28 protein-coding genes are annotated in these 26935 nt (G+C 66.0%); 12 read left to right on the forward strand and 16 right to left on the reverse strand.

The genetic code is table 11. From position 1 onward, the window contains the following. Nucleotides 1–84: 84 nt before the first annotated feature. The 3 genes from ACIP9X_RS00810 to ACIP9X_RS00820 are packed head-to-tail and all read left to right on the forward strand — an operon-like array spanning nucleotide 85 to nucleotide 2064. Nucleotides 85–714 (forward strand): SSI family serine proteinase inhibitor, encoded by a 630-nt coding sequence (locus ACIP9X_RS00810; RefSeq protein ID WP_400477815.1) that lies wholly within the window; start codon nucleotides 85–87, stop codon nucleotides 712–714. A 25-nt stretch (nucleotides 715–739) separates the two neighbouring features. After that, on the forward strand, nucleotides 740–1690 hold the full coding sequence (locus tag ACIP9X_RS00815; protein ID WP_400478515.1) for a 3-methyladenine DNA glycosylase: 951 nt from the start codon (nucleotides 740–742) through the stop codon (nucleotides 1688–1690). Further along, nucleotides 1687–2064 carry a serine protease inhibitor gene (locus tag ACIP9X_RS00820; RefSeq protein ID WP_400477816.1) on the forward strand — a complete coding sequence of 126 codons (378 nt, stop codon included), beginning with the start codon at nucleotides 1687–1689 and terminating at the stop codon, nucleotides 2062–2064. Before ACIP9X_RS00815 ends, ACIP9X_RS00820 begins: the two co-directional genes overlap by 4 nt. A gap of 132 nt (nucleotides 2065–2196) precedes the next feature. On the opposite strand, the gene ACIP9X_RS00825 is transcribed toward ACIP9X_RS00820, so the two are convergent. Both ACIP9X_RS00825 and ACIP9X_RS00830 read right to left on the reverse strand, forming a co-directional pair. After that, on the reverse strand, nucleotides 2197–5292 hold the full coding sequence (locus ACIP9X_RS00825; RefSeq protein WP_400477817.1) for a S8 family serine peptidase: 3096 nt from the start codon (nucleotides 5290–5292) through the stop codon (nucleotides 2197–2199). 284 nt (nucleotides 5293–5576) lie between these two features. Next, complete coding sequence (locus ACIP9X_RS00830; RefSeq protein WP_400477818.1) at nucleotides 5577–5762, reverse strand: hypothetical protein; 186 nt, start codon at nucleotides 5760–5762, stop codon at nucleotides 5577–5579. A 267-nt stretch (nucleotides 5763–6029) separates the two neighbouring features. Between ACIP9X_RS00830 and purS the strand changes: the two genes are divergently transcribed. From purS to purL, 3 genes are read left to right on the forward strand one after another with little or no spacing between them, the layout of a single operon-like run. Continuing rightward, complete coding sequence (gene purS / locus ACIP9X_RS00835; RefSeq protein WP_400477819.1) at nucleotides 6030–6281, forward strand: phosphoribosylformylglycinamidine synthase subunit PurS; 252 nt, start codon at nucleotides 6030–6032, stop codon at nucleotides 6279–6281. Between the two features lies 1 nt (nucleotide 6282). Continuing rightward, entirely contained in the window at nucleotides 6283–7068 is a 786-nt protein-coding gene (purQ, locus tag ACIP9X_RS00840) for a phosphoribosylformylglycinamidine synthase subunit PurQ (protein ID WP_400477820.1), read from the forward strand. Then, on the forward strand, nucleotides 7065–9392 hold the full coding sequence (purL, locus tag ACIP9X_RS00845; protein WP_400477821.1) for a phosphoribosylformylglycinamidine synthase subunit PurL: 2328 nt from the start codon (nucleotides 7065–7067) through the stop codon (nucleotides 9390–9392). The genes purQ and purL overlap by 4 nt, the downstream gene beginning before the upstream one ends. 85 nt (nucleotides 9393–9477) lie before the next feature. On the opposite strand, the gene ACIP9X_RS00850 is transcribed toward purL, so the two are convergent. The 5 genes from ACIP9X_RS00850 to ACIP9X_RS00870 form a co-directional block, all read right to left on the reverse strand. Beyond that, entirely contained in the window at nucleotides 9478–9771 is a 294-nt protein-coding gene (locus ACIP9X_RS00850; RefSeq protein ID WP_400477822.1) for a DUF503 domain-containing protein, read from the reverse strand. 23 nt (nucleotides 9772–9794) lie between these two features. Next, a complete protein-coding gene (locus ACIP9X_RS00855; RefSeq protein WP_400477823.1) occupies nucleotides 9795–10112 on the reverse strand; it encodes a putative quinol monooxygenase in 318 nt (105 codons plus the stop codon). A gap of 68 nt (nucleotides 10113–10180) precedes the next feature. Beyond that, nucleotides 10181–10804: a tetratricopeptide repeat protein gene (locus tag ACIP9X_RS00860; protein WP_400477824.1), complete on the reverse strand. Its 624-nt coding sequence runs from the start codon at nucleotides 10802–10804 to the stop codon at nucleotides 10181–10183. Between the two features lie 14 nt (nucleotides 10805–10818). After that, the gene (locus tag ACIP9X_RS00865; RefSeq protein ID WP_400477825.1) at nucleotides 10819–11367 is read right to left on the reverse strand and encodes a DUF1990 family protein; all 549 of its coding nucleotides are present in this window, start codon (nucleotides 11365–11367) and stop codon (nucleotides 10819–10821) included. Nucleotides 11368–11378: 11 nt separating this feature from the next. Further along, a complete protein-coding gene (locus tag ACIP9X_RS00870) occupies nucleotides 11379–11783 on the reverse strand; it encodes an MmcQ/YjbR family DNA-binding protein (protein WP_400477826.1) in 405 nt (134 codons plus the stop codon). Nucleotides 11784–11828: 45 nt separating this feature from the next. Here ACIP9X_RS00870 and ACIP9X_RS00875 point away from each other — a divergent pair, with 45 nt between their 5' ends. Continuing rightward, a complete protein-coding gene (locus ACIP9X_RS00875) occupies nucleotides 11829–12857 on the forward strand; it encodes an isopenicillin N synthase family dioxygenase (protein ID WP_400477827.1) in 1029 nt (342 codons plus the stop codon). A 53-nt stretch (nucleotides 12858–12910) separates the two neighbouring features. On the opposite strand, the gene ACIP9X_RS00880 is transcribed toward ACIP9X_RS00875, so the two are convergent. Then, the gene (locus ACIP9X_RS00880; RefSeq protein ID WP_400477828.1) at nucleotides 12911–13336 is read right to left on the reverse strand and encodes a CoA-binding protein; all 426 of its coding nucleotides are present in this window, start codon (nucleotides 13334–13336) and stop codon (nucleotides 12911–12913) included. 283 nt (nucleotides 13337–13619) lie between these two features. On the opposite strand from ACIP9X_RS00880, the gene acs reads away from it, so the two are divergent. From acs to ACIP9X_RS00900, 4 genes are read left to right on the forward strand one after another with little or no spacing between them, the layout of a single operon-like run. Continuing rightward, on the forward strand, nucleotides 13620–15857 hold the full coding sequence (acs, locus tag ACIP9X_RS00885; RefSeq protein ID WP_400477829.1) for an acetate--CoA ligase: 2238 nt from the start codon (nucleotides 13620–13622) through the stop codon (nucleotides 15855–15857). 27 nt (nucleotides 15858–15884) lie between these two features. Beyond that, complete coding sequence (sfnG, locus tag ACIP9X_RS00890; protein WP_400477830.1) at nucleotides 15885–17078, forward strand: dimethylsulfone monooxygenase SfnG; 1194 nt, start codon at nucleotides 15885–15887, stop codon at nucleotides 17076–17078. Continuing rightward, on the forward strand, nucleotides 17078–18430 hold the full coding sequence (locus tag ACIP9X_RS00895) for an O-acetylhomoserine aminocarboxypropyltransferase/cysteine synthase family protein (protein WP_400477831.1): 1353 nt from the start codon (nucleotides 17078–17080) through the stop codon (nucleotides 18428–18430). Before sfnG ends, ACIP9X_RS00895 begins: the two co-directional genes overlap by 1 nt. Then, a complete protein-coding gene (locus ACIP9X_RS00900) occupies nucleotides 18427–18921 on the forward strand; it encodes a CoA-binding protein (RefSeq protein WP_400477832.1) in 495 nt (164 codons plus the stop codon). The genes ACIP9X_RS00895 and ACIP9X_RS00900 overlap by 4 nt, the downstream gene beginning before the upstream one ends. A 253-nt stretch (nucleotides 18922–19174) precedes the next feature. On the opposite strand, the gene ACIP9X_RS00905 is transcribed toward ACIP9X_RS00900, so the two are convergent. The 6 genes from ACIP9X_RS00905 to ACIP9X_RS00930 all read right to left on the reverse strand — a co-directional run bounded on the left by ACIP9X_RS00905 (nucleotide 19175) and on the right by ACIP9X_RS00930 (nucleotide 24337). After that, nucleotides 19175–19870, reverse strand: coding sequence for a hypothetical protein (locus tag ACIP9X_RS00905; protein ID WP_400477833.1), 696 nt, complete (start codon nucleotides 19868–19870; stop codon nucleotides 19175–19177). Next, a complete protein-coding gene (locus ACIP9X_RS00910; RefSeq protein WP_400477834.1) occupies nucleotides 19867–20415 on the reverse strand; it encodes an RNA polymerase sigma factor in 549 nt (182 codons plus the stop codon). Before ACIP9X_RS00910 ends, ACIP9X_RS00905 begins: the two co-directional genes overlap by 4 nt. 88 nt (nucleotides 20416–20503) lie before the next feature. Next, nucleotides 20504–21031: a hypothetical protein gene (locus ACIP9X_RS00915; protein ID WP_400477835.1), complete on the reverse strand. Its 528-nt coding sequence runs from the start codon at nucleotides 21029–21031 to the stop codon at nucleotides 20504–20506. 252 nt (nucleotides 21032–21283) lie between these two features. After that, nucleotides 21284–22573, reverse strand: a complete 1290-nt coding sequence (locus tag ACIP9X_RS00920) for an adenylosuccinate synthase (protein WP_400477836.1) — start codon at nucleotides 22571–22573, stop codon at nucleotides 21284–21286. Between the two features lie 40 nt (nucleotides 22574–22613). Next, complete coding sequence (locus ACIP9X_RS00925) at nucleotides 22614–23732, reverse strand: DMT family transporter (protein ID WP_400477837.1); 1119 nt, start codon at nucleotides 23730–23732, stop codon at nucleotides 22614–22616. Further along, a complete protein-coding gene (locus ACIP9X_RS00930; protein WP_400477838.1) occupies nucleotides 23729–24337 on the reverse strand; it encodes a TetR/AcrR family transcriptional regulator in 609 nt (202 codons plus the stop codon). Before ACIP9X_RS00930 ends, ACIP9X_RS00925 begins: the two co-directional genes overlap by 4 nt. A gap of 281 nt (nucleotides 24338–24618) precedes the next feature. Between ACIP9X_RS00930 and ACIP9X_RS00935 the strand changes: the two genes are divergently transcribed. After that, on the forward strand, nucleotides 24619–25254 hold the full coding sequence (locus ACIP9X_RS00935) for a uracil-DNA glycosylase (RefSeq protein ID WP_400477839.1): 636 nt from the start codon (nucleotides 24619–24621) through the stop codon (nucleotides 25252–25254). 87 nt (nucleotides 25255–25341) lie between these two features. On the opposite strand, the gene ACIP9X_RS00940 is transcribed toward ACIP9X_RS00935, so the two are convergent. Further along, nucleotides 25342–25773: a DUF3151 domain-containing protein gene (locus ACIP9X_RS00940; protein ID WP_400477840.1), complete on the reverse strand. Its 432-nt coding sequence runs from the start codon at nucleotides 25771–25773 to the stop codon at nucleotides 25342–25344. Nucleotides 25774–25775: 2 nt separating this feature from the next. After that, nucleotides 25776–26795, reverse strand: a complete 1020-nt coding sequence (gene fbaA / locus ACIP9X_RS00945) for a class II fructose-bisphosphate aldolase (protein WP_400477841.1) — start codon at nucleotides 26793–26795, stop codon at nucleotides 25776–25778. Nucleotides 26796–26935 lie beyond the last annotated feature (140 nt).

Raw genomic sequence — 26935 nt, forward strand, 5'->3', positions numbered from 1 at the left:
CTATTGCCGGACACCGTTATCGGGCCGTTCCGGACCGCAGCAGGGGCCGACGATAGAATGGGAAAAACCTTGAGGAGACCCGGCATGCGCAAGCAATTCCTTTCTGTGCTGCTCGCCCTTGGAGCGATGGGCGGACTCGCCGCCTGCACCCCGGGTACGGGAACCGGCGAGCCGACGCCCACCACCGGAACCGCCAGTGAAGCCCCCACGACGCCGGGATCGACCTCCACCCCGGCAGAACCGGAAAACACGCAGCCAGGAACTGCCGCACCGGCCACCACCACCCCGGGGACCACGCCCCCCGATGCGGAGACAACCGATCCGGCCCCTGCACCGCCTGTCCCGGCCCCGCTGCCATCCGGGCCAGGAAAAGGTGAAGCGGAACTCGCCATCACCGTCAAACCCTCCCAGGACGCCACCGCCGTCAGTTACACACTCGTCTGCAAGGAAGGTGCCCCGGCTGCCGAAAGCCAGCATCCCGGTGCCGCCGCCGCATGCGCCGCTCTGAAGGAGAACGCCGCCATCCTCAACGAGCCCGGACCCCGCAAGGACGTTTCGTGCACCCAGCAGTACGGCGGCCCACAGGTTGCCACGGTCACCGGCGTTGTAGACGGCATTCCTGTCGAGAGGACCTTCATGCTGCGGAACGGCTGCGAAATCGGCGCTTGGAATGCGGCGAAGGACGTCCTTGGCTCTGCCGGCGGGGCAGTCTGAGCCCGTGCCGGTCGGAACGCCCACGATGCACGCCCTGACCCACGTGCTGCCCGCCGCAGACTGGCGGGAGCGGGAACGCGCCCATGCCGAACGCGTGCGGCGCTACAGCGATCCCTACCTGGCGCGCCGGTCCGCGGGCCGGAAGCATCCGGTGGAGGATTTCCTATTCACCTATTACACCCAGAAGCCGGGCCAGCTGCTGCGCTGGCATCCGGGCGACGGGGTTGTCCTCACCGGAGCAGAGGCGGGACAGCGCAGCGGCTGGAAGTACTACCGCACGCTCGACGGCGGCGAACTCGCCTCGTGCGGGCTGCCGGCCGGCAGCACTGCTGTGGCCCTGGACCGGGAGGCATTTCTCGCCGCGCGCCGTGAGGCCCTGGTTTTTGCCCAGGTCATCCTGGCAGGCACCGCCGCGCGTCCGGCGCAGTTCGGCTGTTTCGGACTGCACGAGTGGGCGATGGTGTACCGCCAGGACAAGTTTGAGCTCCGGCACGAATATCTGAAGCTGAGGCTCGGTGAAGCCGGTACGGACAAGGTGGTCGAGGACAGCCGGATCCGCTGTTCGCACTTTGACGCCTTCCGCTTCTATACGCCGGATGCGGTTCCGCGGAATGAGCTCGCCCCCAGCCGGGAGAACCAGCGGAGCATGGAGCAGCCGGGCTGCCTGCACGCGAACATGGATCTGTACAAGTGGGCCTATAAGCTTTCGCCGGCGCTGCCCAGTGAGCTGGTGATGGACTGCTTCGAACTTTCGTGGCGCGTCCGGGCCATGGACATGCAGGCCTCTCCCTACGACCTTGCAGACTGGGGATACCCGCCGATCAGGATCGAGACCGCGGAGGGCAAGGCCGCCTATGTTGAGCAGCAGCGGGCCTTCTCCGCAGAGGCCCAGGTGCTGCGCGGCCGGTTGCTGGCAACGCTCGCTCCGCTCTTCGAACCGGTGGACGCTGACTGCACCGCAAAGGGGCTCCCATGACACCTGCCGAACACGCGGGCCCTGACCGTGACCTCGACCTGACGGTCTCCCTGGTGGAGGCGCCGGGCGCTCCGGAGCACGTCTTCAGGCTGACGCGCCTCGCCGGCGGCCCGCTTGACTCAAACCTGCCGGACCCCGCGGGGGCCGTTGCCGCCGTCGAGCGCTTTGGGGAGGGGATCTTCTTTCCCGTACCGGGCCCTCCCATGCTGTGCACCCAGCAGTACGGCGGCCCGCAGGTTGCCCTCGTGACCGGAACGTTCAGCGGGCGGCAGGTGCATTGCCGGTTCTCCCTGACGGACGGCTGCGAGATTGCCCGGTGGCATGCCCTTGCTCCACTGCTGGGCGGCATTTCCGGATCCACCGGAGCCATCTGAGGAGCATGGATTCACTGTTCTAAAGACGCGCCTTAAACACGCGCCTTAAACAAGAGTGGCGGGGGGGGGGGGGGGGGCCCCCCCCCCCCCCCCCACTACCGCAGGGGTTCCGCGCGAACCCGGTGGACCTTCCTAGATGGAGTTATCCGGCGACCGTGTCAGGTCCTCGTTCTGGACCTTCCCCTGCTTCTTCTTTTTCTTCGGATCCTCCGCAGCCGGAGGAACTCCAGGGATGCCGCCCGGCGTCACCACAACATTCACGAATGTTGGAGCGCTGGCACCCGCGAACGTGATCCTGCCGATGTAGGAACCGGGGGCGAGGTTGCTCCAGGTCAGGGCGAGCCTGCCGGCGGCACCGTTTGCCAGGCGGACGGGGTCAGGACTGACGGTAGCGTTACCCACGTTTGCCCCAAGGACGGCGGCATCAACGGACGCGCCGGTGGCCTGGCCGTTGGGACTGTCGTACAGATTCACGAACATCCGGTACGTTCCCGGGGCTGGATTCGGAATGGACACCGATTCGCTGGCCGCGGCCGTAGCCGCCACGATTCCCTGTCCGCTCGGGGTGATGACCACCATGTCGAAGTCAGCGCTTTCGTCTGCGGAAAACACGGACAGTTTTGCCAGCGGGGACCCGGCCGGCACCTCGACGGTCTTGACGAAGTTCGAGGCGTCGGGCTCATACCGGAACGGGCCCGGGACCAGTTCAATGGCGGAGGAATCCGCCTTGGACAGCCCGTCCAGCGTCACGTCAGTGGGTGAGCCTGAGCCGGAGACGATGCTGATGTTTCCGGACCCGTTGCCTCCCTCAGACGTGAAAGCGACGTTCTTGGGCGCAACCACTGACTGCGGGCGCACCGCAACCGGGGAGGCAACGGCCTTGTTCGACCCCTGCCAGGTCAGCGATCCCATAGCAAACTGCCCCAGCGTGGCGCTTTGGTTCTCGAAGGAGACCTTGAACGTGCGCTTTTCGCCGGCCGCGTTAAAGGACAGGATGGACGGAGTCACCGTGACCTTCACGCCGGGTACCTTGGCGGTGGCCCGGTACACGCCCGGAGTCAGTGCTGTCACTGTGCGCGTGACCACGATTTTGCCGGCCAGGTTCCCGAGGGAGAAGGACGGCACGTTCATGTCCCGCGGCTTTGTGCTGCCCAGGCCCGGCATGCCGAGGTCAACCCCGGTTCCCTGGATGAACCGGAGGTAATCGTCGCCGTCGGCATCGTAGACAAGGCCCGGACTCAGCATCCGGGCCGGGTCGGCCTGCCCTGCGCCGGTGGCGTGGACGTCCGTGTTCTTCGTGCCGTCCGCAAGCTTCACGTCACCGGCGGTGGTCATCATGGCCGACTTCACGGCAGCCGGGGACCAGTCCGGGTTCTTCCCCAGGATCAGCGCGCCGAAGCCCGCAACGTGGGGCGCGGCCATGGACGTTCCGGACATGAAACCGAATGTGTCCCCGCCGGCACCGATCGGTGAGACACCCGCCAGGACGGCCACCCCCGGAGCAGCGACGTCGGGCTTAAGGAGGTCCGAGTCCGTGGCGATCAGCGGTCCCCGGGAAGAGAATCCGGCGATCTGGGGCTGCGCCTCAACCGGCAGTCCGGTGGTGTCCTTGTTGGCGAGCGAAACTGTAATTGCCGGATTCGCCGCCACCTTGGCTTTGATCTGCTCCGTGGCAGGCGGATTCACATGCACGGTGGGGACAGAGTGCTTGTCGGCGTCGAGGGACGAACCGGTCACATTGACCAGAATCATTCCGGCACCGCCGCCGCGTGCCACTTCGGCGCTCTTGGCCACACGGTCGTAGGTGCCGCGGTCACAGACCACAACCTTGCCGGTGATTTTTGCGGGGTCCAGTGAGCCGGGGCCGCACAGCCGCGGTGCCGGGTCCTGACCGGAACCTGCATCCGCGGCCAGAACCACACCGGCACCGGTCACTTCGCGGTTCATGATGCTGGCGCCACGGAACTTGCTGCCGTCCGAGAATTCGGCCGTGCCCTGCAGTTCCTGGGAGAAAGTGCTGGCCGCAACAGTGGTCACCCAGGGTTCGCCATGGTTCACCGTGCTGGCCGCGGGGCCGGAGTTGCCGGCGGAAGCCGAAACAAAGACCCCGGCCGAGGCTGCGGAAAGGAACGCCAGGGACACCGGATCCGTGGTGGTGGATGTCGTTCCGGAGATGGAGTAGTTCAGCACGTCAACGCCGTCCAGCACGGCCTGGTTGATCGCATCGATCGCCGCCGAGGTGTAGCAGCCGCCGGTTGCCGGATCGTTGTCTTCCCAGCAGATCTTGTAGATGGAGAGCTTGGCAGCCGGCGCGATGCCGCTGGTGAGGCCAAAGCTCCGGCCATCCACGAAGGTTTCCACGTTGGGGTTGCCGGCAGCGGTGCTGGCGGTGTGGGTTCCATGGCTCCCGACATCAACCGGGGAAATCAGCTCTTCCGGTGCCCGGTCCGCCTTGTCCACGGTGTCTTCAAAGGCATCGGAGAAGTAGCGGGCGCTCAGGACCTTGGAATTGCAGGCCTTGCCGTCGAACCCCTCGCCTTTTTGGCACTCACCTTCGAAGGTGCTGCCGTCAGACTTCAGCATGGCGATACCGTTTCCGCTGCGGTAAGGAACACCGACCTGCGGTTCCCCACTGAGCGGCTGCACCTCCTCCCCTGCAAAGAAGGCGCTGGAGGGCGTGTACCCGGAATCGATGACACCGACCACCACGCCCTTGCCCGCGCCAACCTGCCCGCCGAACTGCGTGTTCCATGTGCCGCCGGGGCCGCTGAGCTTGAGGAAATCGGTCGTGGAGTAGTCCGGAGCCCGCTGCGTGTCCGGTGCCACCGTGAGAACGCCCGGATCCTTGGCGAGGTTGACGGCCTGGTCCGGCGTCAGTGCCGCACTGAAACCGTTCAGCGCCGCGGTGTACCGCTTGCGGATCTGGACGTGCTCCTTCTTGGCCAGCGCTGTCTGCTTCGCTTCGAGGTGCGCCTGGTACTTCTGCACTTCGTCACGCCGCGCGTCCAGCTTCCGGCCGGACTCGGGCTTGGTGGCTGCAAAGCCCGGCTTTCCACCCTCGTAGGTGGCTGTGGGCTTGTCGGTCAGGACCACGATGTAACGCCCCGCCGGGAATGTCTCCGGGTCGACGGTTTTTTGCTGCGCGGCGTGCGCCATGCCGTCCGCAATGCCCGGAACCATGCCCTGAGCGGCAGTGGCCGGCGACGCGGCAAGGGATGAAAGGAGCAAAGGCAGACCGACACACAGTGCGGCTGCTTTCCGGGCCCCCCGGCTTCGGAAGAAGCTCTTTCCTGCTGATTTCACGAGTGATTTGAACCTTTCATAAGGAACGGTCCCGGCTGATGGCCGGGGCTCATGCGGCTTGTCGAAGCGATTGACAGATTTTGTCGACCCGCACGAGCTCAGCCGATCCCAAGAGTACCTACCGGCAGGTAGTTATGACATAGGGCACAAACCACTATTTATTTTTTGTCACGGCAGCCGGCGTTGTTCACATTCGGCGTTGGGTCACCCTACTGGCGGGGAGTCCGGACCACCTCACTGATCCACTGGCGGGTCTTCTCGTCAACGGGGCCCGCGAGGCGGCTGCGCCTGGCCTCGCGATCGGCCTTGATCTTTTGGAGAACCATCCTCCCGAGCCCCGCGAATACCGCGGCGGCAAGCACTGGCAACAGGACGGATTTCGGTTTCTCAGCCATTCCGCAATCCTACTGACGAGCGCGACGGCGGACCAGATCCGCCGTCGTCGTTCACGCGGTTCCAAGGTGGGGTCCGGCGCCGCCGGGGGCGAATACAGAGTGGACCGCCGGGGCCGGTAGAATGGGGAAGCAAGCTCGCGGAGCGCCCGTCCACACCATGCCATTTGAATGCCATGCCATTTGAACCGGCCAGGCAACTGGAGGAATGGCGTGAGACGGCCCACTCCGCTGCGCCCTTACCCAATGCTCACGCACAGGAGTTACCGGATGCCCCGGATCGTTGTCGACGTCATGCCCAAGCCCGAGATTCTGGACCCGCAGGGGAAGGCCATCGTGGGAGCACTCCCCCGTCTGGGTTTCACCAGCTTTAGCGCTGTCCGCCAGGGCAAGCGTTTCGAACTGACCGTCGACGGCGAGGTGACCGAAGACATCCTGACCCAGGCCCGGGAAGCCGCCGAGACCCTGCTGTCCAACCCGGTGATCGAGGACGTCGTCAACGTTGAGGTCGTCGAGGCCTGATATGACTGAACTCCCCCTGATCGGCGAGGCAGTCGCCGTAGCCGCCGACGCTCCTGGTGCCCGCAGGCTCGCGGGTGCGAAGATCGGTGTCATCACCTTCCCCGGCACGCTCGATGACCGGGACGCTGCGCGTGCAGTCCAGCTCGCGGGCGGCACGCCCGTTTCGCTGTGGCACGCCGACACCTCGCTCGGTGACGTGGACGCCGTCATCATCCCTGGCGGCTTCTCGTACGGCGACTACCTCCGGGCCGGCGCCATCGCACGTTTCGCACCGCTGATGTCCAAGGTCATCGACGCCGCCAACTCCGATGCCAAGCTGCCGGTGCTCGGCATCTGCAACGGCTTCCAGATCCTCACCGAGTCGCACCTGCTGCCCGGATCGATGATTAAGAATGACCACCTGAAATTCATGTGCCGCGACCAGGTGCTGCGGGTCGAAAACAGCAGCACCGACTGGACCCTCGATTACGCCGAGGGCCAGGAGATCACGGTGCCGCTGAAGAACCAGGACGGCCAGTACATCGCCGACGACAAGACCTTGGACGCGCTCGAAGCCGAAGGCCGTGTGGTGTTCCGGTATGTGGGATTCAATCCCAACGGCTCGCGCCGCGACATTGCCGGCATCTCCAATGCCGCCGGCAACGTGGTGGGCCTCATGCCTCACCCGGAGCACGCAGTGGAGCAGGGCTTCGGCCCCGAGTCCCTGGACGGCATCGGCGGGACCGACACGGACGGCCTGGGCTTCTTCACTTCCGTACTGAACAAGATTGTGGGAGCGAACAAATGACCGAGATCTCGACAAGCTCGATCACCGAGACCAAGAAGTTCAACATCGACACCGTTGAGAACGCGGCCAAGACCCCGAACACCGAACTGCCCTGGGCCGAGCTCGGCCTGAAGCAGAACGAGTTCGACGAGGTCGTGAAGGTCCTGGGCCGCCGTCCCACGGGCGCCGAGCTGGCCATGTACTCCGTGATGTGGAGTGAGCACTGCTCCTACAAGTCCTCGAAGAACCACCTGCGCCAGTTCGGCGAGAAGGTGACCGACGAGATGAAGAAGGACATGCTGGTGGGCATCGGCGAAAACGCCGGTGTCACCAACCTGGGCGACGGCTGGGCCGTGACGTTCAAGATCGAGTCCCACAACTCGCCGTCGTTCGTGGAGCCGTACCAGGGGGCCGCAACCGGCATCGGCGGCATTGTCCGCGACATCATCTCCATGGGCGCCCGCCCTGTCGCTGTGATGGATCCGCTGCGCTTCGGTGCGATCGACCACCCTGACACGGCCCGCGTCATCCACGGCGCCGTTGCCGGCATCGGCGGATACGGCAACTCGCTCGGCCTGCCCAACATCGGCGGCGAAATGGTCTTTGACTCCGTGTACCAGGGCAACCCGCTGGTCAACGCGCTGGCAGTCGGCGTCATGCGCCACGAGGATATCCGCCTCGCCAACGCCTCCGGCAAGGGCAACAAGGTTGTCCTGTTCGGTGCCCGCACCGGCGGGGACGGCATCGGCGGCGCTTCCGTGCTGGCCTCCGAGTCCTTCGACGACACCAAGCCGTCCAAGCGCCCCGCCGTCCAGGTAGGCGACCCGTTCGCCGAAAAGGTCCTGATCGAGTGCTGCCTTGAACTGTTCAAGGGTTCACTCGTCGAGGGCATCCAGGACCTGGGCGCCGCCGGCATTTCCTGCGCCACCTCCGAGCTCGCCTCCAACGGCGACGGAGGCATGCAGGTTGAGCTGACCTCCGTCCTGCTGCGCGACCCCACCCTGACCCCGGGCGAAATCCTGATGTCGGAGTCGCAGGAACGCATGATGGCGGTTGTCACCCCCGAGAACGTGGCTGCTTTTGAAGCAGTCATGGACAAGTGGGCTGTTGAGTACTCCTGGCTGGGCGAGGTGACCGACACCGGACGCCTCATCATCACCTGGGACGGCGAAGTCATCGTCGATGTGGACCCCCGCACCGTGGCCCACGACGGCCCGGTCTACGACCGCCCGTACGCCCGCCCGGACTGGCAGGACGCCGTGCAGGCCGACGCCTTCACCGGCTCTGTCCAGGACGCCGGCCGTCCGTCCGCCCCCGCGGAGCTGGCTGCCGCCGTCACCGAGCTCGTTTCCTCGCCGAACATGTGCTCCAAGAACTGGATCACCGACCAGTACGACCGGTACGTGGGCGGCAACACCTCCATGGCGTACCCCGACGACGCCGGCGTGGTCCGCGTGGACGAGGAATCCGGCCTGGGCGTGGCCCTCGCCACCGACGCCAACGGCCGCTACACCTACCTGGATCCGTACCAGGGTGCGCAGCTGGCCCTCGCGGAGGCGTACCGCAACGTTGCCACCTCCGGCGCCGTGCCGATGGCCGTCAGCGACTGCCTGAACTTCGGTTCCCCTGAAGACCCGGACGTGATGTGGCAGCTGGCCGAGGCCATCCGCGGCCTGTCCGACGCCTGCATGGAACTCGGCATCCCGGTCACCGGCGGCAACGTCTCGCTGTACAACCAGACCGGCACCACCCCCATCCACCCGTCCCCCGTGGTTGCTGTCCTGGGCAAGCTGGACGATGTCGCACGGCGCACGCCCTCGGGCTGGCGCGAGGACGGCCAGGCCATCTACCTGCTCGGCACCACTGCAGCAGAGCTGGACGGGTCGGAATGGTCCAACCTGCGGGGGCACCTCGGCGGACTCCCGCCCAAGGTTGACCTCGCAGCCGAGCGCGCGCTGGGTGAAATCCTGATCAACGCGTCCCGCGACGGCATGGTGGACTCCGCGCACGATCTCTCCGAAGGCGGCCTCGCGGCGGCCCTCGTGGAATCCTCGCTGCGCTACGGCGTCGGCGCCCGGATCGCCCTGCAGGATGTCATGGACCGTGACGGCGTGGATCTGTTCACCGCGCTGTTCTCCGAGTCGCAGGGCCGGGCCGTTGTGTCCGTTCCGCGGTCCGAGGAAGTCCGTTTCACGGACATGTGCACCGCCCGCGGCTTCGCCCACATCCGCATCGGCGTGGTGGATGCAGCCAGCGACAAGCTGGAGATCAACGGCGTGGACGCCCTCCCGCTCGAGGCCCTCCGGGAAGCCCACGAGGCCACGCTGCCGAAGTACTTCGGCTAGTCCACAACGGTCAACAAGCGCGAACGGGCACTTAAGGCCCCTCTTTCCGGGGCCTTAAGTGCCCGTTCGCGCTTAACGAAAGCCTCTAATCTTCGCTGTGGTGTTCGCGCTGGCGGGCGCTGAGCAGTTCCAGTTCCGGCCGGGCGGCCACGAAGCGTTCGACGGCGTCAAGCACCTCAATGAGATGGCCCCGGTCCGCGGCGACTAGTCCGGCCCCGACCTTGGTGCGCCGGTACTGGTCATGGTCTCCGACCTCGGCCACGGAGACGTCGAACCGTCGCTTCAGTTCGGCGAGCAGCGGCCGGACCACGGAGCGTTTCTCCTTGAGGCTGTGCACGTCCCCCAGGAGGATGTCGAATTCAATCCATCCGATCCACATGGCGTTAATGCTAGCGACAGGGATCAGATGGTGAGTTCGCCCATCCGGTCCCAGCCATCGCCGTCGAGCTGGCGGCTGATGATGCGGGGAGTCTCCGCGAGCGCCTGCGGAATGTCCGCCATGGCCTTCTTGAAGTGCTCGCTGTTGACGTGGTCACCGGCGGCGTCGTCCTTGAAGGCTTCGACGAGGACAAACTCGTTGGGGTCATCCACGCTGCGGGACCAGTCGAACCACAGGTTGCCGGGCTCCTCGCGGGTGGCCTCGGTAAAGTCCGCCACAAGGCCGAGCCACTTGTCGGACCAGTCCGGCTTGACCTTGAATTTGACGACGATGAAAATCACGGGCGGTTGCCTTCCGTTCGAGAGTCTGGGTGTACCGGCCGGTACAGCTCATCCATTCTTGCAGCCGGCTAGCTGGCCAGGGCGTGCTCGCATTCCGCGATTGCTTCGCGGGCGTACTGCTGCTGGGCGGGGGTTCCCACCCGTTCGGCCCACTGCTCGGCCAGCTGGAACTCGACCAGGGCCTCGGTGAGCCGGCCGGAACGGTGCAGGATCCAGCCTAGGTTGTTGTGCAGTGCGATCATCCACCGCCTGGTGTTGGCGTCATATGCCGTCGAGGCGTACTCCAGCGCACTGCGCGTCCAGAGCTCCGCGTGGTCTGCGTCCGCGATGGCGAGCATGTGCAGGGCGTCCACGGCGAGGAACTCCTCACCCAGGTGGTCGCCCAGCTCTGCGGCCTGCTCGAACAGCGGCACGGCCATCTGCGGGTGGCCGCTGGAGTTCAGAACGCGTCCGCGTTCCAGAATGATGCGGACGCCGATGGTGGGTTCGTCTTCGCTGTCGATCGCGTCGAGCAGGGCATCCGCCTCCTCGAAGCGCCCCTGCAGTCCGATGGCCCTTCCCAGCTGGGTGGCGAGCTCCGCCCGTTCGTCGGCATCGTACTTCTCATCGGCCATCGCTTCGCGGAACCGCTGTTCGGACAGCTCGGGATTGTCGAAGTCCCACAGGTTGTCAAGGGTCTTTTGGTCCAGCACGTAACGTCTCCTCCTCAGCTTTCGCCGGTTGCGAGTTGGCGTGCCCCTTCAATGTATCGGGAAGTGACGTGCCGTTGCGCCGCCCGGGTCAGCAGGCCGCCCGCAGCGTAAAACCAGTTGGAGGGCCTGCTGAAGGCCGTGATCTTGAGGAACACTCTGCCCCGGTTGTCGATCGTCACTTCGAAGGCTTCCTCGCCGCGGGCGGGATGGCCCGGCAGCGTTCCGTAGCCGAAGCCGGCTGACTGCGGGCCGGTTCCGGGCGCCGGCTGCCGCACCCACACCACCTCACAGGGAGCATTGATACGGAACGGCCCGACGCCGAAGCCGCTCACCACGCGTGCGCCGGGAACAACGGCGTCGGACTCGGCGCGGACCCTGAGGCCCGAGCGGCGCTGCAGCTCCCAGGCGAGGATGCCCCGGGCAACCCTGTGAAACGTCGCCGGCCCTTCCCCCAGGTAGGCCTGGGTGACCAGGCAAGGGAATCCCTCGGGCGGTATTCCGTTCTGCGTGGAGCCAATTCCCGGGTAGTTGAGGCCGCCCCGCGCCAGGCGTTTTTCAGTCATTGCCCACCATTTCAGTCAGTGCCCGCCAGCCTCGCCCAGCCGAGCTGCTCCCGTTGTTTCCGGCTCAGCGATGCCACCACGAGGTCGTAGGAGTCCTCCACCATGTCGCGGATCATGTCGTCCGGCAAGGAGCCGTCCAGCCTGACGCCGTTCCAGTGGGTCTTGTTCATGTGCCACGCCCCGGTGATCTCCGGATGCACCGCCCGCAGCTGTTCCGCCAGCACCGGTTCACATTTCAGGCTCACCGACCAGTCCTCCGGATCCATGGTGGACAACGCGAACATCTTGGCCTCGTGCCGCGCCCCTCCCGCCACGGCCGCGCGGACTTTGAAGACCGACGTTTCCGGGCCGAACGGAAAGTCTTCGAAGGCCCCCGGAAACGAGAGGCAGACTTTCCGCAATTCGGCTGGATCCATGCAGCGAGCCTACAAAGCCTTCTCCAGCGGTGCTAGTCTGCGAGCATGGCAGCAGGTCAGGAGGCTATTCCCGTATTGGACCTGGGCACCGCACGCCAGGCAGACGGGTCATTCAGTCCCGAGTTCATCGAGCAGCTCCGCTACGCCACGCACCGGGTCGGCTTTTTCCAGGTCATCGGTTATGGAGGTTCCCCCGGGCAGGCGAAGGAGCTGCTGGCTACGATCAAGCGCTTCTTCGACCTGCCCCTCGAGGAGCGGATGAAGCTCGACAACCGGCTCTCACCGCATTTCCGCGGCTACACACGGATGGGCACCGAGATCACGCAGGGAAGGGCGGATGCCCGGGAGCAGATTGATTACTCGCCCGAGCGTGAACCGGTCAAGGATTATCCCGCCGACCAGCCGTACTGGCTCCTGCAGGGCACCAACATGTGGCCTGATGAGGCTTTACCGGAGCTGAAACGGGCCGCGATGGCGTGGGCCGCGCTGATGTCCAAGGTGGGAGCGGAACTGATGCGGGCCATCGCCGTCACCCTCCGGCTGCCGGAAGACTACTTTGACGAGCCCTTCCAGGACTCCCCGGCCTGGATGGGCAAACTGGTGCACTACGTCGGCGGAGTTGTCGAAGAGGCCGGCGACCAGGGCGTCGGCTCGCACGCAGACTACGGTTTTGTCACCCTCCTCCTGCAGGATGAGGTGGGCGGGCTCGAAGTCCTCCCGCCGGGCGCGAGCGAGTGGGTGCCCGTGGAACCCAACCCCGAAGCCCTGGTGGTGAACCTCGGCGAGATGCTGGAGGTGGCCACAGAGGGCTACCTTGCTGCCACTATCCACCGGGTGAAGGCGCCGCCGCCGGGCGTGGACCGCTACTCCGTGCCGTTCTTCTGGTCACCGCGGCTGGATGCGGTCATCGAACCGGTGCCGCTCCCGGAGGACCTCAAGGCGCAGGCCCGGGGCATCTCTGATGACCCGTCCAATCCGATGCTCGCCTCGTTCGGCCTGAACATGCTCAAGGGCCGGATGCGCGCCCACCCGGACGTCACGGAGCGCCACTACCCGGAGCTGATGAAACGCTGAGGCTTGGGCCGATCTGGCGCCGGAACTGGGGCTTGACGGCTACAAGGGCGGGGTCAGAGGCCGTAGTGCCAGCCTTCCCGCGCGGGGCAGGAGTTCACCACGACGTCCAGCCCGGCGGCTTGGGCGCGCTCCACGGCAGCGCCGTCGAAAACGCCCAGCTGCAGCCACACGGCCTTGGCTCCCACGGCAATTGCCTGGTCGATGACCGCCCCGACTTTTTGCGAGTTTACAAAGCAATCCACGACGTCGATGGGATGCTTTTCGTGCGGGATCTCAGCCAGGGAGCGGTACCCCTTCTCACCGTGGACATCGTCCCCCGGAAGGTTGACCGGGATGATCTCCATGCCCATCCGATCGCGGACATACAGTGCAACGTCGAACGCCGAACGCCATTGGTTGGTGGTCAGCCCGACGATCGCCCAGGTGCCTTTGGTTCGCATGAGGCGTTCAATGACCGCCGGATCGTTAACGTGTGCCATGCATAAAGCCTACTCCTGCAGCCTTCCAGCAAGATCGCCGAATAAGTGACTGACAACCCGTCACTCCGCGAGTAGTTAACGAATATTACGACAGCAGGGACATGAATTTGGAGGAAACCCGCGGCTCGCCTTTAGTGGATAGTGACCATCCCGAGCGGCTGAGAGACCTGGATCGATGAAGCCGCAGCAACCCCGGTGACGTGAGACGACCATTCTCATCGAACTGTTCCTGCCCCTACGGAGGAACACAGGGTGCTACTGCCAGGACCGATGGAGTGCCCACATGACCCCTGAGATTTCCCCTGCCCTGTCTTCACCTATCCGGACTTCCCCTGCGGAAAGCCGGACCAGCGGAGACCCCAAAACCACTTCGAACGCGACGGCGATCGAAGCAGGGCTGCGTGACGCGCCCGGCTCCCTTCGCGGCTCTTCGGGATGGTCCTCGACCGAGCCGCCGGACGGCACTGTGCACGGTGCCGCCAAAGGCGGGCCGGCGCGTCACAGCAGCAGCTCCACCACCCAGGCATCCGGCCCTATTCCAGACGGCATCGCGGCCACCCATACCGGCGCCGACGCAGCGGAGACCGTGGCTTTCTGGGAACAGCAGGCGCTGCGGCTCGACTGGGCACCCTCCGACACACCGGGCGGCAAGCCCTGGCACACCGCCCACCGCAAAGTACCTGCAGACGCCGAGGCCGGCACCGGCCCGGACATCACCTGGTTCGAGGGCGGCCGGCTCAATGTGGCCTACAACTGCGTGGACCGCCATGTTGCGGCGGGACGCGGCGATAAAGTGGCGCTCCATTTCGAGGGTGAACCGGGTGACCGCCGGAGCATCACCTATGCCGAGCTTCAGCGGGAGGTGTCCAAGGCCGCCAACGCGCTTCTCGCCTTGGGCATCACCAAGGGCGACCGGGTGGTCATCTACCTCCCGGTCATTCCGGAAACGGTGATCATCACCCTTGCCGTGGCACGGATCGGCGCCATCCACTCGCTCGTCTTCGGTGGCTTCTCTGCTGAAGCCCTTCGCTTCCGCGTCGAGGACACCCGCGCCAAGCTCCTCGTGACCACCGACGGCCAGTTCCGCCGCGGCTTGGCAGTCCCGGTGAAGGACAACGCCGACGCCGCTGTCGCGGGCGAGAACGAGATCGAGCATGTGCTCGTGATCAACCGCACCACGCCTGCCGGCGAACTGGCAGAAGTGCCGATGACTGAGGGCCGGGACGTGTGGTGGCACGACGCCGTCGGTCCCGCCTCCGACGTCCACGAAGCGGAGGCGTTCGACGCCGAAACGCCCCTGTTCATCATGTACACCTCCGGGACCACCGGGAAGCCCAAGGGGCTGGTGCATACCTCTGGCGGCTACCTGACCCAGGCGTCGTGGAGCTTCGAGCACCTCTTCAGCAACCCCGACCCGGAGCTCCGGGACCAGGACGTGCACTGGTGCACCGCCGACCTCGCGTGGGTCACCGCGCACACCTACGAGATCTACGGGCCGCTCTCAAACGGCGTCACCCAGGTCATCTTCGAGGGCACGCCCAACACGCCACACCCGGGACGGCATTTCGAGATCATCGAACGCTACGGCGTGACGCAGTACTACACAGCGCCGACCCTGGTCCGCTCGCTCATGGGCTGGTTTCCCGACGGCGTCCCGGACAGCTACGATCTCTCCTCAATCCGGCTGCTCGGCACCGTTGGCGAGGCCGTCAATCCTGAGGCGTGGCGCTGGCTGCGGCACAACGTCGGCCGCGGGACCGTGCCCGTGGTCGACACCTGGTGGCAGTCCGAGACCGGCGCCACCATCCTCTCCCCTGCACCCACGGACACCGAGTTCAAGCCCGGCTGCGCGGCTCGGCCGCTTCCCGGGGTCAGCACCAGGGTCGTGGATGACGCCGGCAACACCGTGCCGCCCGGAGTCCAGGGATACATCGTGGTGGACACTCCCGGACCCGCCATCGCGCGGACCGTCTGGGGCAACCCCCAGCGCTACTTCGATTCGTACTGGCGCAAGTACGCCGCCCAGGGCTGGTTCCTCGCCGGCGACGGCGCTAAATACGACGACGAGGGCGACATCTGGATCCTCGGGCGGGTGGACGACACCCTCAACGTTTCCGGGCACCTGCTCTCAACAATCGAGATCGAATCGGCCCTCGTCTCGCATCCGGATGTTGTGGAGGCCGGTGTCTGTCCCGTCGCAGACCCGGCGACCGGCCACGCCGTCGTCGCCTTCGTTGTCCTAAAGGGCGGCGCCGCCCCGGTTTCGACAAGCTCAACCAGCGCCGAGCTCCGCAACCACGTCGCCAAGGCGATCGGCCCGATCGCCAAGCCGCGCGACGTCGTCGTCGTTCCCGATGTCCCCAAGACCCGCAGCGGCAAGATCATGCGCCGGCTGCTCACCCAGCTTTTCGAGGGCACCGCCCTGGGCGACACCACGTCGCTCCAGAACGAACCCGCGATCGCCGGAATCCAGGATGCGCTGCGCGATTACGCCGCCGTCACCGCAGCAACACGCAGTTGACAGAAACTGACAGAAGTAAAGGAAGTCATGAACGACATCAGCAAAGTGGCCCGTCTTTCCGAACCGCTCAAGTTCGCCTACTGGGTGCCCAACGTATCCGGCGGACTGGTGGTCTCCACCATTGAACAGCGCACCAGCTGGGACTTTGACTACAACAAGAAGCTGGCCCAAATCGCCGAGAACTCCGGCTTTGAGTACGCCCTCACGCAGACCCGCTATGCCGCTTCCTACGGGGCGGACAAGCAGCATGAGGCTACGTCCTTCAGCCTGGCCCTTCTGGCAGCCACCGAACGGCTCAAGGTGATCGCCGCCGTTCACCCGGGCATGTGGCACCCCGGCGTGCTGGCCAAGTACGTCATCACCGCCGACCACATCTCCAACGGCCGCTCCGCCGTCAACATCGTCTCCGGCTGGCTGAAGAATGAATTCACCAACTTCGGCCTCGAATGGCTCGAGCACGACGAGCGCTACGTCCGCACTGAGGAATTCATCAGGGTGCTGCGGGGGCTGTGGACCGAGAAGGAGTTCAGCCAGGCCGGCAAGTACTACAACATCACTGACTTCACGCTGAACCCGGCCCCCGTGGACGTTCCGGGACGCGCGCACCCGGAGATCTTCTTCGGCGGAAACTCGACGGCGGCACAGGCCACCGCGGGACGTGTCGCCGACTGGTACTTCTCCAACGGCAAGGACCTCGAAGGCTTCAAGGAGAACATCGCCGGCGTGGTCGCTGCTGCGGGCGAGACCGGGCGTGGCGCCGAGGGCCAGCTGGCCGCACCGCGCTTCGGCCTCAACGGCTTCGTCATCGCCCGCGACTCCGAGAAGGAAGCCCGCGACACCCTCCGCGAGATCGTGGAGAAGGCGCACAAGCCGGCCGTCCAGGGCTTCCGCGACGCCGTGCAGGAAGCCGGTGCCTCCACCAAGGACGGCAAGGGCATGTGGGCGGACTCCAGCTTCGAGGACCTGGTGCAGTACAACGACGGCTTCAAGACCCAGCTGATCGGCACCCCGGAGCAGATCGCCGAGCGGATCGTGGAGTACAAGAAGATCGGCGTGAACCTGTTCCTGACCGGCTACCTGCACTTCCAGGAGGAAATCGCCGCGTTCGGCCAGGACGTCCTGCCGATCGTGCGCGAGATGGAAGCCGACCTGGCCCGCAAGAACGGCACCGAACTCGACCTTTCGCAGGCCCCCGTTGCCGCCGAGGCGGTGACTGTCTAATGGCCGACCGCAAATTCGGATTCCGCACCCGCGCCCTGCACGCCGGCGGCACGCCCGACGCCGAGCACGGCGCCCGCGCGGTGCCCATCTACCAGACCACGTCCTTCGTGTTCAAGGACACCCAGGACGCTGCCAACCTCTTCGCGCTGCAGAAGTACGGCAACATCTACTCGCGCATCGGCAACCCCACGGTGGCCGCGTTCGAGGAGCGGATCGCCTCGCTGGACGGCGGCATCGGCGCAGTGGCGACCTCCTCGGGCATGGCCGCGGAGTTCATCACCTTTGCCGCGCTGACCCAGGCCGGTGACCACATCGTCGCAGCCTCGCAGCTGTACGGCGGCACGGTCACCCAGCTTGACGTGACGCTGCGCCGCTTCGGCGTGGACACCACGTTCGTTCCCGGCACCGACCCCGCCGACTACGCTGCGGCCGTGCAGGAGAACACGAAGGCCATCTTCGTTGAGGTGGTGGCCAACCCGTCGTCGGAGGTCCAGGACCTTGCGGCCCTGGCGCAAGTGGCGCACGACGCCGGCATCCCCCTGGTGGTCGACGCCACCTTGAGCACGCCGTACCTCGTGCGGCCGATCGAGCACGGGGCTGACATCGTGATCCACTCGGCCACGAAGTTCATTGGCGGCCACGGCACCACGCTGGGCGGCGTCATCGTGGAGAGCGGCAGGTTCAACTGGGGCAACGGGAAGTTCCCCACGATGACAGAGCCGGTTCCCTCCTACGGCAACGTGTCCTGGTGGGGCAACTTCGGCGAATACGGGTTCCTGACGAAACTCCGCTGCGAGCAGCTGCGCGACATCGGGCCGGCCCTCACGCCGCTCGCCGCCTTCCAGCTGCTGCAGGGCGTGGAGACACTCCCCCAGCGACTGGACGAGCACCTGAAGAACGCCAAGGCCGTGGCCGAGTGGCTCGAAGCCGACCCCCGGGTGGCTTACGTGAACTACTCCGGGCTCCCGTCCCACCCGCACTACGAGCGAGCGCGGCAGTACCTGCCGCTCGGTCCGGGCTCGGTGTTCTCCTTCGGTGTGAAGGGCGGACGGGCAGCGGGACAGAAGTTCATCGAATCCCTGCAGCTCGCCTCGCACCTGGCCAACGTCGGAGACTCACGCACCCTGGTGATCCATCCCGGTTCCACCACCCACCAGCAGCTCAGTCCTCTTCAGCTGGAAACCGCCGGCGTGCCGCAGGACCTGGTCCGCATCTCGGTTGGACTCGAGGACATTGAGGACATCCTGTGGGACCTCGACCAGGCGCTGGAGGCGGCTCAAGCCGCCCCTGCGGAGGTGGTTGACCCGGATGCACTTCCGGCCGACACCTGCACGATTGGAGCACGGGCATGAGCACAACCGAAAGAATCTGGCAAGGGCCCTCCGCCCCCGAGCGGCTGAACCTGCTCCGCAGCGCCACGTCGATCGCGATCGTGGGCGCCTCGGACAAGCCGTCCCGGGCAAGCTACTTCGTGGCCACCTACCTGCAGTCCTCGACCCGCTACAAGGTGTACTTCGTGAACCCGGTAGTCAAGGAGATCCTGGGCCAGCCGACGTACGCCTCACTGGCCGACCTTCCCGAGAGCCCGGACATCGTGGACGTCTTCCGCAAGCACGACGACCTTCCGGGTGTGCTGGACGAGGCTGTTGCCGCGGGTGCGAAGACCCTGTGGCTGCAGCTGGGCTCCTGGCACGAAGGCGTCGCGCTTGAGGCTGAAGCAGCCGGACTGAATGTTGTGATGGACCGCTGCGTCAAAATCGAGCATGCCCGCTTCCACGGCGGCCTGCACCTCGCCGGCTTCGATACCGGGGTCATCTCCTCCAAGCGGCAGGTGCTCACCTAGCCTGCACCGCCGGAATAGCGCGAACGGACACTTAAGCCCCGGGGGCTTAAGTGTCCGTTCGCGCTTTCGCCGGGGGCCACAACTGTCCGTTCGCGCTTTCGCCGGGGGCCACAACTGTCCGTTCGCGCTGGAAGAGGGAAAGAGCCGGACTGGAAAACTGATGGGGGACAGCTTCCAGGCCGGCTCGTTCGTATAGGTAATCGTTGGCCACCCTCGTGGGGTTACGCGGATTCCCAAAAAACCTTAAATTTGTTCAGGACGTGTCACGGCCCGGATCGGAAGCTGAGCCGGGGAGCCCTGGAAGCACTGACGGCGGTGCTGAGGGCTTGACCGGAAGCTCCGGGGCCTTGCCCACGGCAGGCACGCCGGGCAGTTGCGAAGGCCGGACTGCCGGCGCTGCCGGGGCCTTGTCCGGCTTCTCCCCCGGCCCCGGGGCCCGGCGAGCGGGATCCGCGCCGGTGGAGGGGGCGGCGGGGACCGCCGTCGGAGAGTCAGGTGCCGGTGTTGCCGGGGCTGTCCCGCCCGAGGGCGCAGGGGGTACCGCGGTCATCGCCGGGACCTTGGATGGTGACGTGCTTGCAGTGTCCGTGCCGGTAGCCGGAGCCTGCGGAGCAGGCGTGAAGATCTTCTCCACGGTATGGCCAACGCTTCGCCGGAAGTCCTCGCTGGAGGCGGCGACCGCACCTGCCCCGAGACCCATGGTGCCGACAACTACGGCCCCGATGACGGCACCCATTCTGCGCTGCCTGTTGCGGCGGCGGGCATCAAGGCTGGTAACGCCCGGTGCCAGCAGCGCGGCGACGTCCGCCCGGGGTGCAGGCGGAGCGTCCAGTGCCAGCGCGCGCATGCCTCCCAGGGCAGCGGCCAGATCGGCGTCCCCTTCCAGGCCGGCATCCCGAAGAAGCGCCTGGATCTCCCGGTCTTCCGGGCCTGTCGGCGTGGCACTCATGATGGCGTGTAGTCCTTTTCCTTAACTAGTTCGCGAAGGGCAATGAGCCCGCGCCGCTGAAGCTGTTTGATGGCACCGGGGGTCTTGTCCATGATCCTGGCTACCTGTTCCACGGAGAGGTCCGCGACGATCCTCAGGATCAGGACCTCGCGCTGCTCGTCGTTGAGCATGGAGAGGGTTGATGAGATGCCGCCCAGCGAGCCGAGGACATCATCCTCTGCGGAGGTGGAATACCGTTCATCCTGCAGCGGGTCGTATTCGCTCAGCTGCGGAGCTCTTGAGGACCTGCGGCGGTAGTCCACGAGCCGGGCGTGCGCAACGGAGAAGATGAAGGTTCTCAGGCCGGTGTGGCCGCCTTTGATGCCTTGCAGTTTGGGCAGGACGTCCACGAACACATCCTGGGTCAGCGCCTCAGGGTCATCCACACCGCGGGCCCGGAAATATCCGAGAACGGCGGGGGAAATAGTGCTGTACACGGCGCTAAACCCGGAAGGGTCGCCAGCAAGGGCGGCTGACAGTTCGTCGTCGCTCAGCTGGGCTGCCAAGGATCAGTCCTTCCCTTACTGCAGGTGCGCGGCGGTAGTAAGCCTACCGCCGCGCACCGAGTGCCCCCTATTCGGGGAGAGTCTTCGCTTACTTGCCGGCCTTCGGCAGGTCAGCGGAAGCGTCAGCCTCAGCGCGGACCTCTGCATCAGCGGACACCGACGGCGCAGCCGGCTTGGCTGCCTGCTCCGGCAGTTCCGGGACGGCCGGAGTTGCGGGCTTGGCCGGGGTGGCGGGAATGCCGGGGCCGTTGGGAATGGCGGGCGTGGCCGGGGTCGCAGCGGCTACGTCAACAGCAGCGCCGTTCGGGCCCGAGACGTTGGCCTCGGCGGAGTCCTTGTCACCTTCGACGCTGGCGTCGGCGTCGGCTGCCTCGGCGGCAGCCTTGGCCTGGGCCTCCGGGGCGGCAGGAGCGGCCGGGGTAGCCGGAACTGCGGGTGCAGACGGCAGCTCAGGCGTGGCGGGAACGGCCGGGGTAGCGGGCGTAGCGGGGGTCACCTCTGCGTGCTGCGAGCTAGCGACCTGGGCCGCGTTGGCCAGACCGATGCTGGAGAAACCTCCGATAGCGATGATGGCGGCGCCGACAGCAATCTTGGTGGACTTGCTAACACTCTTCATGAGAAAAAAACATCCTTTGGTTGACTGAAGGCCGGGCTGGTCGGCCGATGGGGGACAGCTTCCAGCCCGGCGCTTACATGGAGGTAATCGCAGCGGAGGTGCTGCGGGTTACGCGCAACCCGAAGTTTTTTTAAGTCCCTGACCGAACGACGGCGGCGGGCCCCCTTTTCAGGTGGCCCGCCGCCGTCGTCCCCACCCGCTCCCTAGCCTCGCAAGCTCGGCCAGGGAACCCTGCGGGCGTGGGCCCACACATCAGTCGTTGATGAGGTCGTTCAGCACGATCGTCTGGTCGCGGTCCGGGCCCACACCGATGGCCGAGAAGCGTGTACCGGAGAGCTTTTCCAGCGCCAGGACATAGTTGCGTGCGTTCTCCGGGAGGTCCGCCAGGGTGCGGGCTCCGGTGATGTCCTCTGTCCAGCCGTCGAAGAACTCGAAGATGGGCTTGGCGTGGTGGAATTCCGTCTGCGTCATGGGCATTTCGTCATGCCGGACGCCGTCCACGTCGTAAGCGACGCAGACGGGGATCTGCTCAATGCCCGTCAGCACGTCCAGCTTCGTGACGAAGTAGTCGGTGAAGCCGTTCACGCGCGAGGCGTGGCGGGCCAGGACGGCGTCGTACCAGCCGCAGCGGCGCGGGCGGCCGGTGTTGACACCGAACTCGCCGCCGGTCTTCTGCAGGTATACGCCCATCTCGTCGAACAGTTCCGTGGGGAACGGGCCGGCACCCACTCGGGTCGTGTAGGCCTTGATGATGCCGATGGAACGCGAGATGCGCGTGGGACCGATGCCGGAGCCCACCGAAGCGCCGCCGGCGGTCGGGTTGGAGGAGGTGACGAACGGGTAGGTGCCGTGGTCAACATCCAGGAACGTGGCCTGGCCGCCCTCCATGAGCACCACCTTGCCCTCGTCCAGCGCCGTGTTCAGGACCAGCGTGCTGTCAATGACGAGGGGGCGCAGCCGCTCTGCGAAGGACAGGAAGTAGTTGACGATCTCGTCCACCAGGATGCCCCGGCGGTTGTAGACCTTGACGAGGAGCTCGTTCTTCTGGCGCAGTGAGCCTTCCACCTTCTGGCGGAGGATGGACTCGTCGAAAACGTCCTGGACGCGGATGCCGAGGCGGGCCACCTTGTCCATGTAGGCGGGGCCGATGCCGCGGCCGGTGGTGCCGATGGCGCGGCTGCCGAGGAAGCGCTCGGTGACCTTGTCCAGCACCTGGTGGTACGGCGCGACGAGGTGGGCGTTCGCGGAGACCCGGAGCTTGGAGGTGTCCGCTCCGCGGGCTTCGAGGCCGTCGATCTCCTGGAACAGCGCTTCGAGGTTCACCACACAGCCGTTGCCGATGATCGGAACAGCGTTGGGGCTCAGGATGCCGGCGGGAAGGAGCTTGAGCTCGTACTTCTCACCGCCCACGACGACGGTGTGCCCGGCGTTGTTGCCGCCGTTCGGCTTGACCACGTAGTCGACGCGGCCGCCGAGCAGGTCGGTGGCCTTACCTTTGCCTTCGTCGCCCCACTGGGCTCCGACGATCACGATTGCTGGCATGGGATCCTCCCCCATTCGTTCGGGCCTGTCCCGTCAAGGTTCACCGTGGTGACTCGCCGGGGTCAGCGCCGTTCATGAGAATGCCCCGAATATCATCGCCGGCTTCCGCAGTGTTGACCGCAGGGCTCAGCGCAAGAGTTCCGGGGCTCTTACCACCCAAGTTTAGCGGATGGGCAGCAGTAGTACTGTTAGGGCGTCCGGCCGGTCCGGCTGGTCTGTTACGTTTCCGGGGAGCTGGTTTGCCCGCAGCGGGGAGCGTGAGAATGAACAAGCTGCCGGTGACAAGCGCGGCACCCACCCACGCCAGCGCCGGCAGGCGTTCACCCACCACCAGCACCGCCAGGATGGCGGCCACCACTGTTTCGGCGAGGGAAAGGGTGGTGGCGGTGCTGGCACGGACACGGGCCAGTCCCCAGCCAAAGAGCACATAGCCAGCGAACATCGGGACCAGGGCCATGTAAGCGCCGACGGCCATGTTCTGCCAAGAGGCGATGAGGGGCGCTCCGGTGATTGCCAGCACGGGCATGAGCAGGAGCCCGCCAAGGCCAAAGACCGTTCCCATCACTGCAGTGGAGGGCACGCCAGTATTCATCAGGCGGTGCGCGGCCCAGGAGTAGAGGGCGTAGGTCAGTCCGGCCACCAGCCCGAGGCCGATGCCGGCCGGCGTGGACCAGCCCGCCTCCGCGGCGGCTCCCGGCACCCCATGCCTCGCTCCTGCGTCCGCGAAGCACAGCAGCGCGGCGCCCGAAAGACCCAGCAAGGCTCCCACCGCCCAGCGCCCCGTGAAGCGTCTTTTGTCCACAACGCGTTCAATGACGGCGGAGGCAAGAGGGGCTGAACCGATGGAGACAACGGTTCCAACCGCCACCCCGGCCAGGTGCATTGAGGAGTAGAAGGCCAGCGGGTACGTGGCCACAGCCAGCGCCCCCAGCGCGGCAAGTTGCCACTGGCGGCGCAAGGCACCCGCAAAGGCGCGAACCGGCCCTGCCGCGACAGCCGCCTGCAGCAGGCCGCCCAGACCCATGGCCACGGCACCGATCGCGAGCGGGCTGACCTCCGGAGCGAAGGTGGCTGCGGTGCCCGTCGTTCCCCAAAGCACCGACGCTGCCAGCACAAAGGCCGCGCCCCACACGCTCCCCTGAAAGCCGGGCCCTCTCACAGGTTGCCGATCAGGCCGGACGCGATCTTGCGGGCTTCCTTCACACAGCTGTCATTGCCCTCCAGGCCTGCACGGACCATGGACCCCTCGAGCAGGTAGGCCAGATGCCGGGCAAGAGGAGCCGCCTGCTTAGGTGCGTCCGGGAGGAGTTCGCCCAGATGCCCGGACAGCAGCCCTTCGACCTCTTCCTTGTGGCGCCGGACCGCCTCCCTGCCGGAATCCCCCGCCGGCAGCTCGGCTGCAGCGTTCAGCAGCCCGCAGCCCCTGAAGCCGCGCTCGTACGCGAGGCCGGCATGGTCTGCGTACGCGTCGAAAACGGCCAGGACCCGCTCCTTCGGTCCGGCCGCGCTTTCCAGCCGCTTCCGGTACAGCCCCATCCACTCCTCGTGGCGGGTGTTCAGGTAGGCCATCACTAGCTCGGCCTTGGAGGAAAAGTTGTTGTAGAGGCTCTTCTTGGCCACGCCCGCCTCGGCCGTGATGGCGTCGATTCCCGTTCCGGCCAGGCCGTCCGCATAAAAGCGCCGCGAGGCCGCTTCGATCAGCGCCTCGCGCGCATGCCCCCTGAGGGGCCGGCTCTTCGGTGCCGCCTGCTGCTGTTCGGTCATGATTATCCTCACCTCCGCGCACTGGTAGTTAGACCAGTATACCTATATGAACGGGTGCGACTCATGGCCTTCTTCCGGCTCCTGCTCCGGATTCCGTGCCGGCATCGCGGCTGCTTTGCTGCAGGCGCCATATGGGGCGGGACGGGCGCCGCCTCCGGCTTGCTAAACTGATAAGGATCGATCAGGAGTCGATCCACCCTCATTTCAAATCGTCCCGGACTTGGTGCGCCCGCTTCCGGTACGTCAGCGTGACCGATCCCCGCAGGAGACACCGCACTTACATGACAGCCATGGCTACTGAATCTTTCCGTGAACAACTCCTGGGCCGCCGTTACGAGCCCAACGTCGCAGCTGTCAACGAACTGTGCGACTCCCTCCAGGGCGCAAAGCCGGGCACGCAGGTCCCGTACGTGGACCCCATGCACGACGTCGACGAGTGCCGGATCATCAGCCTCTTCTCCAACATCGGCGAGGCCTCGCCTTCGGGCTTCATCACCGCGGGCGACGACGATGCCGCCACGCGCCTGCTCGGCCTGCAGTGGAAGCTGGGGCTGCGGCCCGAGTTCGTCATGCCGTGGAATGTCCATCCGTGGCATGTTCCGGGAGAGCCCAACGGCAAGTTCACCCCGGACCAGATCCAGGCGGGCCTGAAGCCGCTGCTGAAGTTCCTGGCCCTGGTGCCCCGCGCCTCCGTCATCGTGGCCCACGGCACCGAGGCAAACCGGCTTGCCACCATGCTCCTCAAGACCGAGGTGCCGCTGCTGTGGCGCCGCGGCCTGAAGACGTACAAGGTCCGCTCCCTGAGTGGCCGCGCCTTCGCCGGCACGCCTGCCCGCCAGCAGCAGTACCTGGACGAGATGCACGTGGTCTATGCAGACGCCATGGCCCGGACGGGCCTGCAGAAGGCCGCAAGCTAGGCCTCAAGGTCGCTGAGCGGACGCGGTCTCGGCCAGCGAACGACGGCGGGCGCCCACCTTTGGTGAGCGCCCGCCGTCGTGCTTAATTCAGTTGAGGTTTTCGCCCTGGATGGCAGCCTTGGCCTTCGGGTCCGAGTCATTGAGGAACTTCTCAATGCGCTCGGGTTCCTCGGACTCGTTGATCGCCGCTGACGCGCGGCCCAGCGAGTACAGGGCACGAAGGAAGCCGCGGTTGGGTTCGTGCTCCCAGGGGATGGGCCCGACGCCGCGCCACCCGTTGCGGCGCAGGGAGTCCAGGCCGCGGTGGTAGCCGACCCGGGCGTAGGCGTAGGAGTCGATGGTGCGGCCCTCAGCCCACGCTTCCTCGGCCAGGACGGCCCAGAGCAGCGAGGACGTGGGGTGCTTTTCCACGAGGTCCAAGGCCTCCTGGCCCGCCTCCAGCTGTTCGTAGACCTCGGTCTCGGCAGGCAGGAGGGTGGGCTCAGGACCCATCAGGTTCTTGCGGAACTCGTCAGACATGCTTAGAAGGTCTTGCCTGCGGAACCGAGCTGCTGCGTTGCTTCCACCACGCGGGCCGCGAGGCCGGCTTCGGCGGAGGCGCCCCAGACGCGGGGGTCGTAGGTCTTCTTGTTGCCGACTTCGCCGTCAACCTTGAGCACGCCGTCGTAGTTGCGGAACATGTGGTCGGCAACCGGGCGGGTGTAGGCGTACTGGGTGTCGGTGTCGATGTTCATCTTGATCACGCCGTAGGACACAGCGTCCGCGATTTCCTGGTCCGAGGAGCCCGAGCCGCCGTGGAACACGAGATCGAACGGGTTGTCCTTGCCGATGCGGGCGCCGACCTGGGCCTGGATGTCCTTGAGGATTTCCGGGCGCAGCTTCACGCCGCCGGGCTTGTACACGCCGTGCACGTTGCCGAAGGTCAGGGCGGTGATGTAGCGGCCGTTCTCGCCGGCGCCGAGGGCCTCGATGGTGGCGAGGGCGTCATCCACCGTGGTGTACAGCTTCTCGTTGATCTCGTTTTCGACGCCGTCCTCCTCGCCGCCGACCGTGCCGATTTCAACCTCGAGAATGATCCTGGCGGCAGCGGCGCGTTCCAGCAGTTCGCGGCCGATGCGCAGGTTCTCGTCCAGGGTCTCGGCAGAGCCGTCCCACATGTGCGAGTTGAAGATGGGGTCCTTGCCGGCCTTGACCGCTTCTTCGGAGGCTGCCAGCAGCGGCAGGACGAAGCCGTCCAGCTTGTCCTTGGGGCAGTGGTCCGTGTGCAGGGCGATGTTGACGTTGTAGTTCTTGGCCACTTCACGGGCAAACGCCGCGAAGCCCAGGGAACCGGCAACCATGTCCTTGGTGGACGCGCCGGACCAGTAGGCGGCACCGCCCGTGGAGACCTGGACGATACCGTCGGACTCGGCCTCAGCGAAGCCGCGGAGGGCAGCATTCAGGGTCTGGGAGGAGGTGACGTTGACCGCCGGGAACGCGAAGCCGCCCTTTTTTGCGCGGTCGATCATGTCGGCGTAGACGTCTGGGGTTGCAATGGGCATGCTGACTCCTAAAGTGGATTTCGTCTGCGGGTTCGGTTGACCCTGGAGTAAACCTCGTCGGCTAGAACCATCCTAGTCATTTCTTGGCGCGGGCCGTGGTTCGGGTCACTCGGCCGGGTAACACTTTGCACTGCCGGCCG

Source organism: Arthrobacter sp. NPDC093125 (assembly GCF_044754225.1).
Classification (GTDB): Bacteria; Actinomycetota; Actinomycetes; order Actinomycetales; family Micrococcaceae; genus Arthrobacter.

What these genes read in the sequence shown, in the direction of transcription:
- sfnG (WP_400477830.1), top strand. Translation starts at nt 15,885, where the DNA reads ATGAACGACATCAGCAAAGTGGCCCGTCTTTCCGAACCGCTCAAGTTC.
- ACIP9X_RS00870 (WP_400477826.1), bottom strand. Translation starts at nt 11,783, where the DNA reads ATGGATCCAGCCGAATTGCGGAAAGTCTGCCTCTCGTTTCCGGGGGCC.
- ACIP9X_RS00850 (WP_400477822.1), bottom strand. Translation starts at nt 9,771, where the DNA reads ATGTGGATCGGATGGATTGAATTCGACATCCTCCTGGGGGACGTGCAC.
- ACIP9X_RS00915 (WP_400477835.1), bottom strand. Translation starts at nt 21,031, where the DNA reads ATGAAGAGTGTTAGCAAGTCCACCAAGATTGCTGTCGGCGCCGCCATC.
- ACIP9X_RS00920 (WP_400477836.1), bottom strand. Translation starts at nt 22,573, where the DNA reads ATGCCAGCAATCGTGATCGTCGGAGCCCAGTGGGGCGACGAAGGCAAA.
- ACIP9X_RS00875 (WP_400477827.1), top strand. Translation starts at nt 11,829, where the DNA reads ATGGCAGCAGGTCAGGAGGCTATTCCCGTATTGGACCTGGGCACCGCA.
- ACIP9X_RS00930 (WP_400477838.1), bottom strand. Translation starts at nt 24,337, where the DNA reads ATGACCGAACAGCAGCAGGCGGCACCGAAGAGCCGGCCCCTCAGGGGG.
- purL (WP_400477821.1), top strand. Translation starts at nt 7,065, where the DNA reads ATGACCGAGATCTCGACAAGCTCGATCACCGAGACCAAGAAGTTCAAC.
- purS (WP_400477819.1), top strand. Translation starts at nt 6,030, where the DNA reads ATGCCCCGGATCGTTGTCGACGTCATGCCCAAGCCCGAGATTCTGGAC.
- ACIP9X_RS00905 (WP_400477833.1), bottom strand. Translation starts at nt 19,870, where the DNA reads ATGAGTGCCACGCCGACAGGCCCGGAAGACCGGGAGATCCAGGCGCTT.
- ACIP9X_RS00830 (WP_400477818.1), bottom strand. Translation starts at nt 5,762, where the DNA reads ATGGCTGAGAAACCGAAATCCGTCCTGTTGCCAGTGCTTGCCGCCGCG.
- acs (WP_400477829.1), top strand. Translation starts at nt 13,620, where the DNA reads ATGACCCCTGAGATTTCCCCTGCCCTGTCTTCACCTATCCGGACTTCC.
- ACIP9X_RS00880 (WP_400477828.1), bottom strand. Translation starts at nt 13,336, where the DNA reads ATGGCACACGTTAACGATCCGGCGGTCATTGAACGCCTCATGCGAACC.
- ACIP9X_RS00900 (WP_400477832.1), top strand. Translation starts at nt 18,427, where the DNA reads ATGAGCACAACCGAAAGAATCTGGCAAGGGCCCTCCGCCCCCGAGCGG.
- ACIP9X_RS00810 (WP_400477815.1), top strand. Translation starts at nt 85, where the DNA reads ATGCGCAAGCAATTCCTTTCTGTGCTGCTCGCCCTTGGAGCGATGGGC.
- ACIP9X_RS00895 (WP_400477831.1), top strand. Translation starts at nt 17,078, where the DNA reads ATGGCCGACCGCAAATTCGGATTCCGCACCCGCGCCCTGCACGCCGGC.
- fbaA (WP_400477841.1), bottom strand. Translation starts at nt 26,795, where the DNA reads ATGCCCATTGCAACCCCAGACGTCTACGCCGACATGATCGACCGCGCA.
- purQ (WP_400477820.1), top strand. Translation starts at nt 6,283, where the DNA reads ATGACTGAACTCCCCCTGATCGGCGAGGCAGTCGCCGTAGCCGCCGAC.
- ACIP9X_RS00815 (WP_400478515.1), top strand. Translation starts at nt 740, where the DNA reads ATGCACGCCCTGACCCACGTGCTGCCCGCCGCAGACTGGCGGGAGCGG.
- ACIP9X_RS00940 (WP_400477840.1), bottom strand. Translation starts at nt 25,773, where the DNA reads ATGTCTGACGAGTTCCGCAAGAACCTGATGGGTCCTGAGCCCACCCTC.
- ACIP9X_RS00935 (WP_400477839.1), top strand. Translation starts at nt 24,619, where the DNA reads ATGACAGCCATGGCTACTGAATCTTTCCGTGAACAACTCCTGGGCCGC.
- ACIP9X_RS00820 (WP_400477816.1), top strand. Translation starts at nt 1,687, where the DNA reads ATGACACCTGCCGAACACGCGGGCCCTGACCGTGACCTCGACCTGACG.
- ACIP9X_RS00865 (WP_400477825.1), bottom strand. Translation starts at nt 11,367, where the DNA reads ATGACTGAAAAACGCCTGGCGCGGGGCGGCCTCAACTACCCGGGAATT.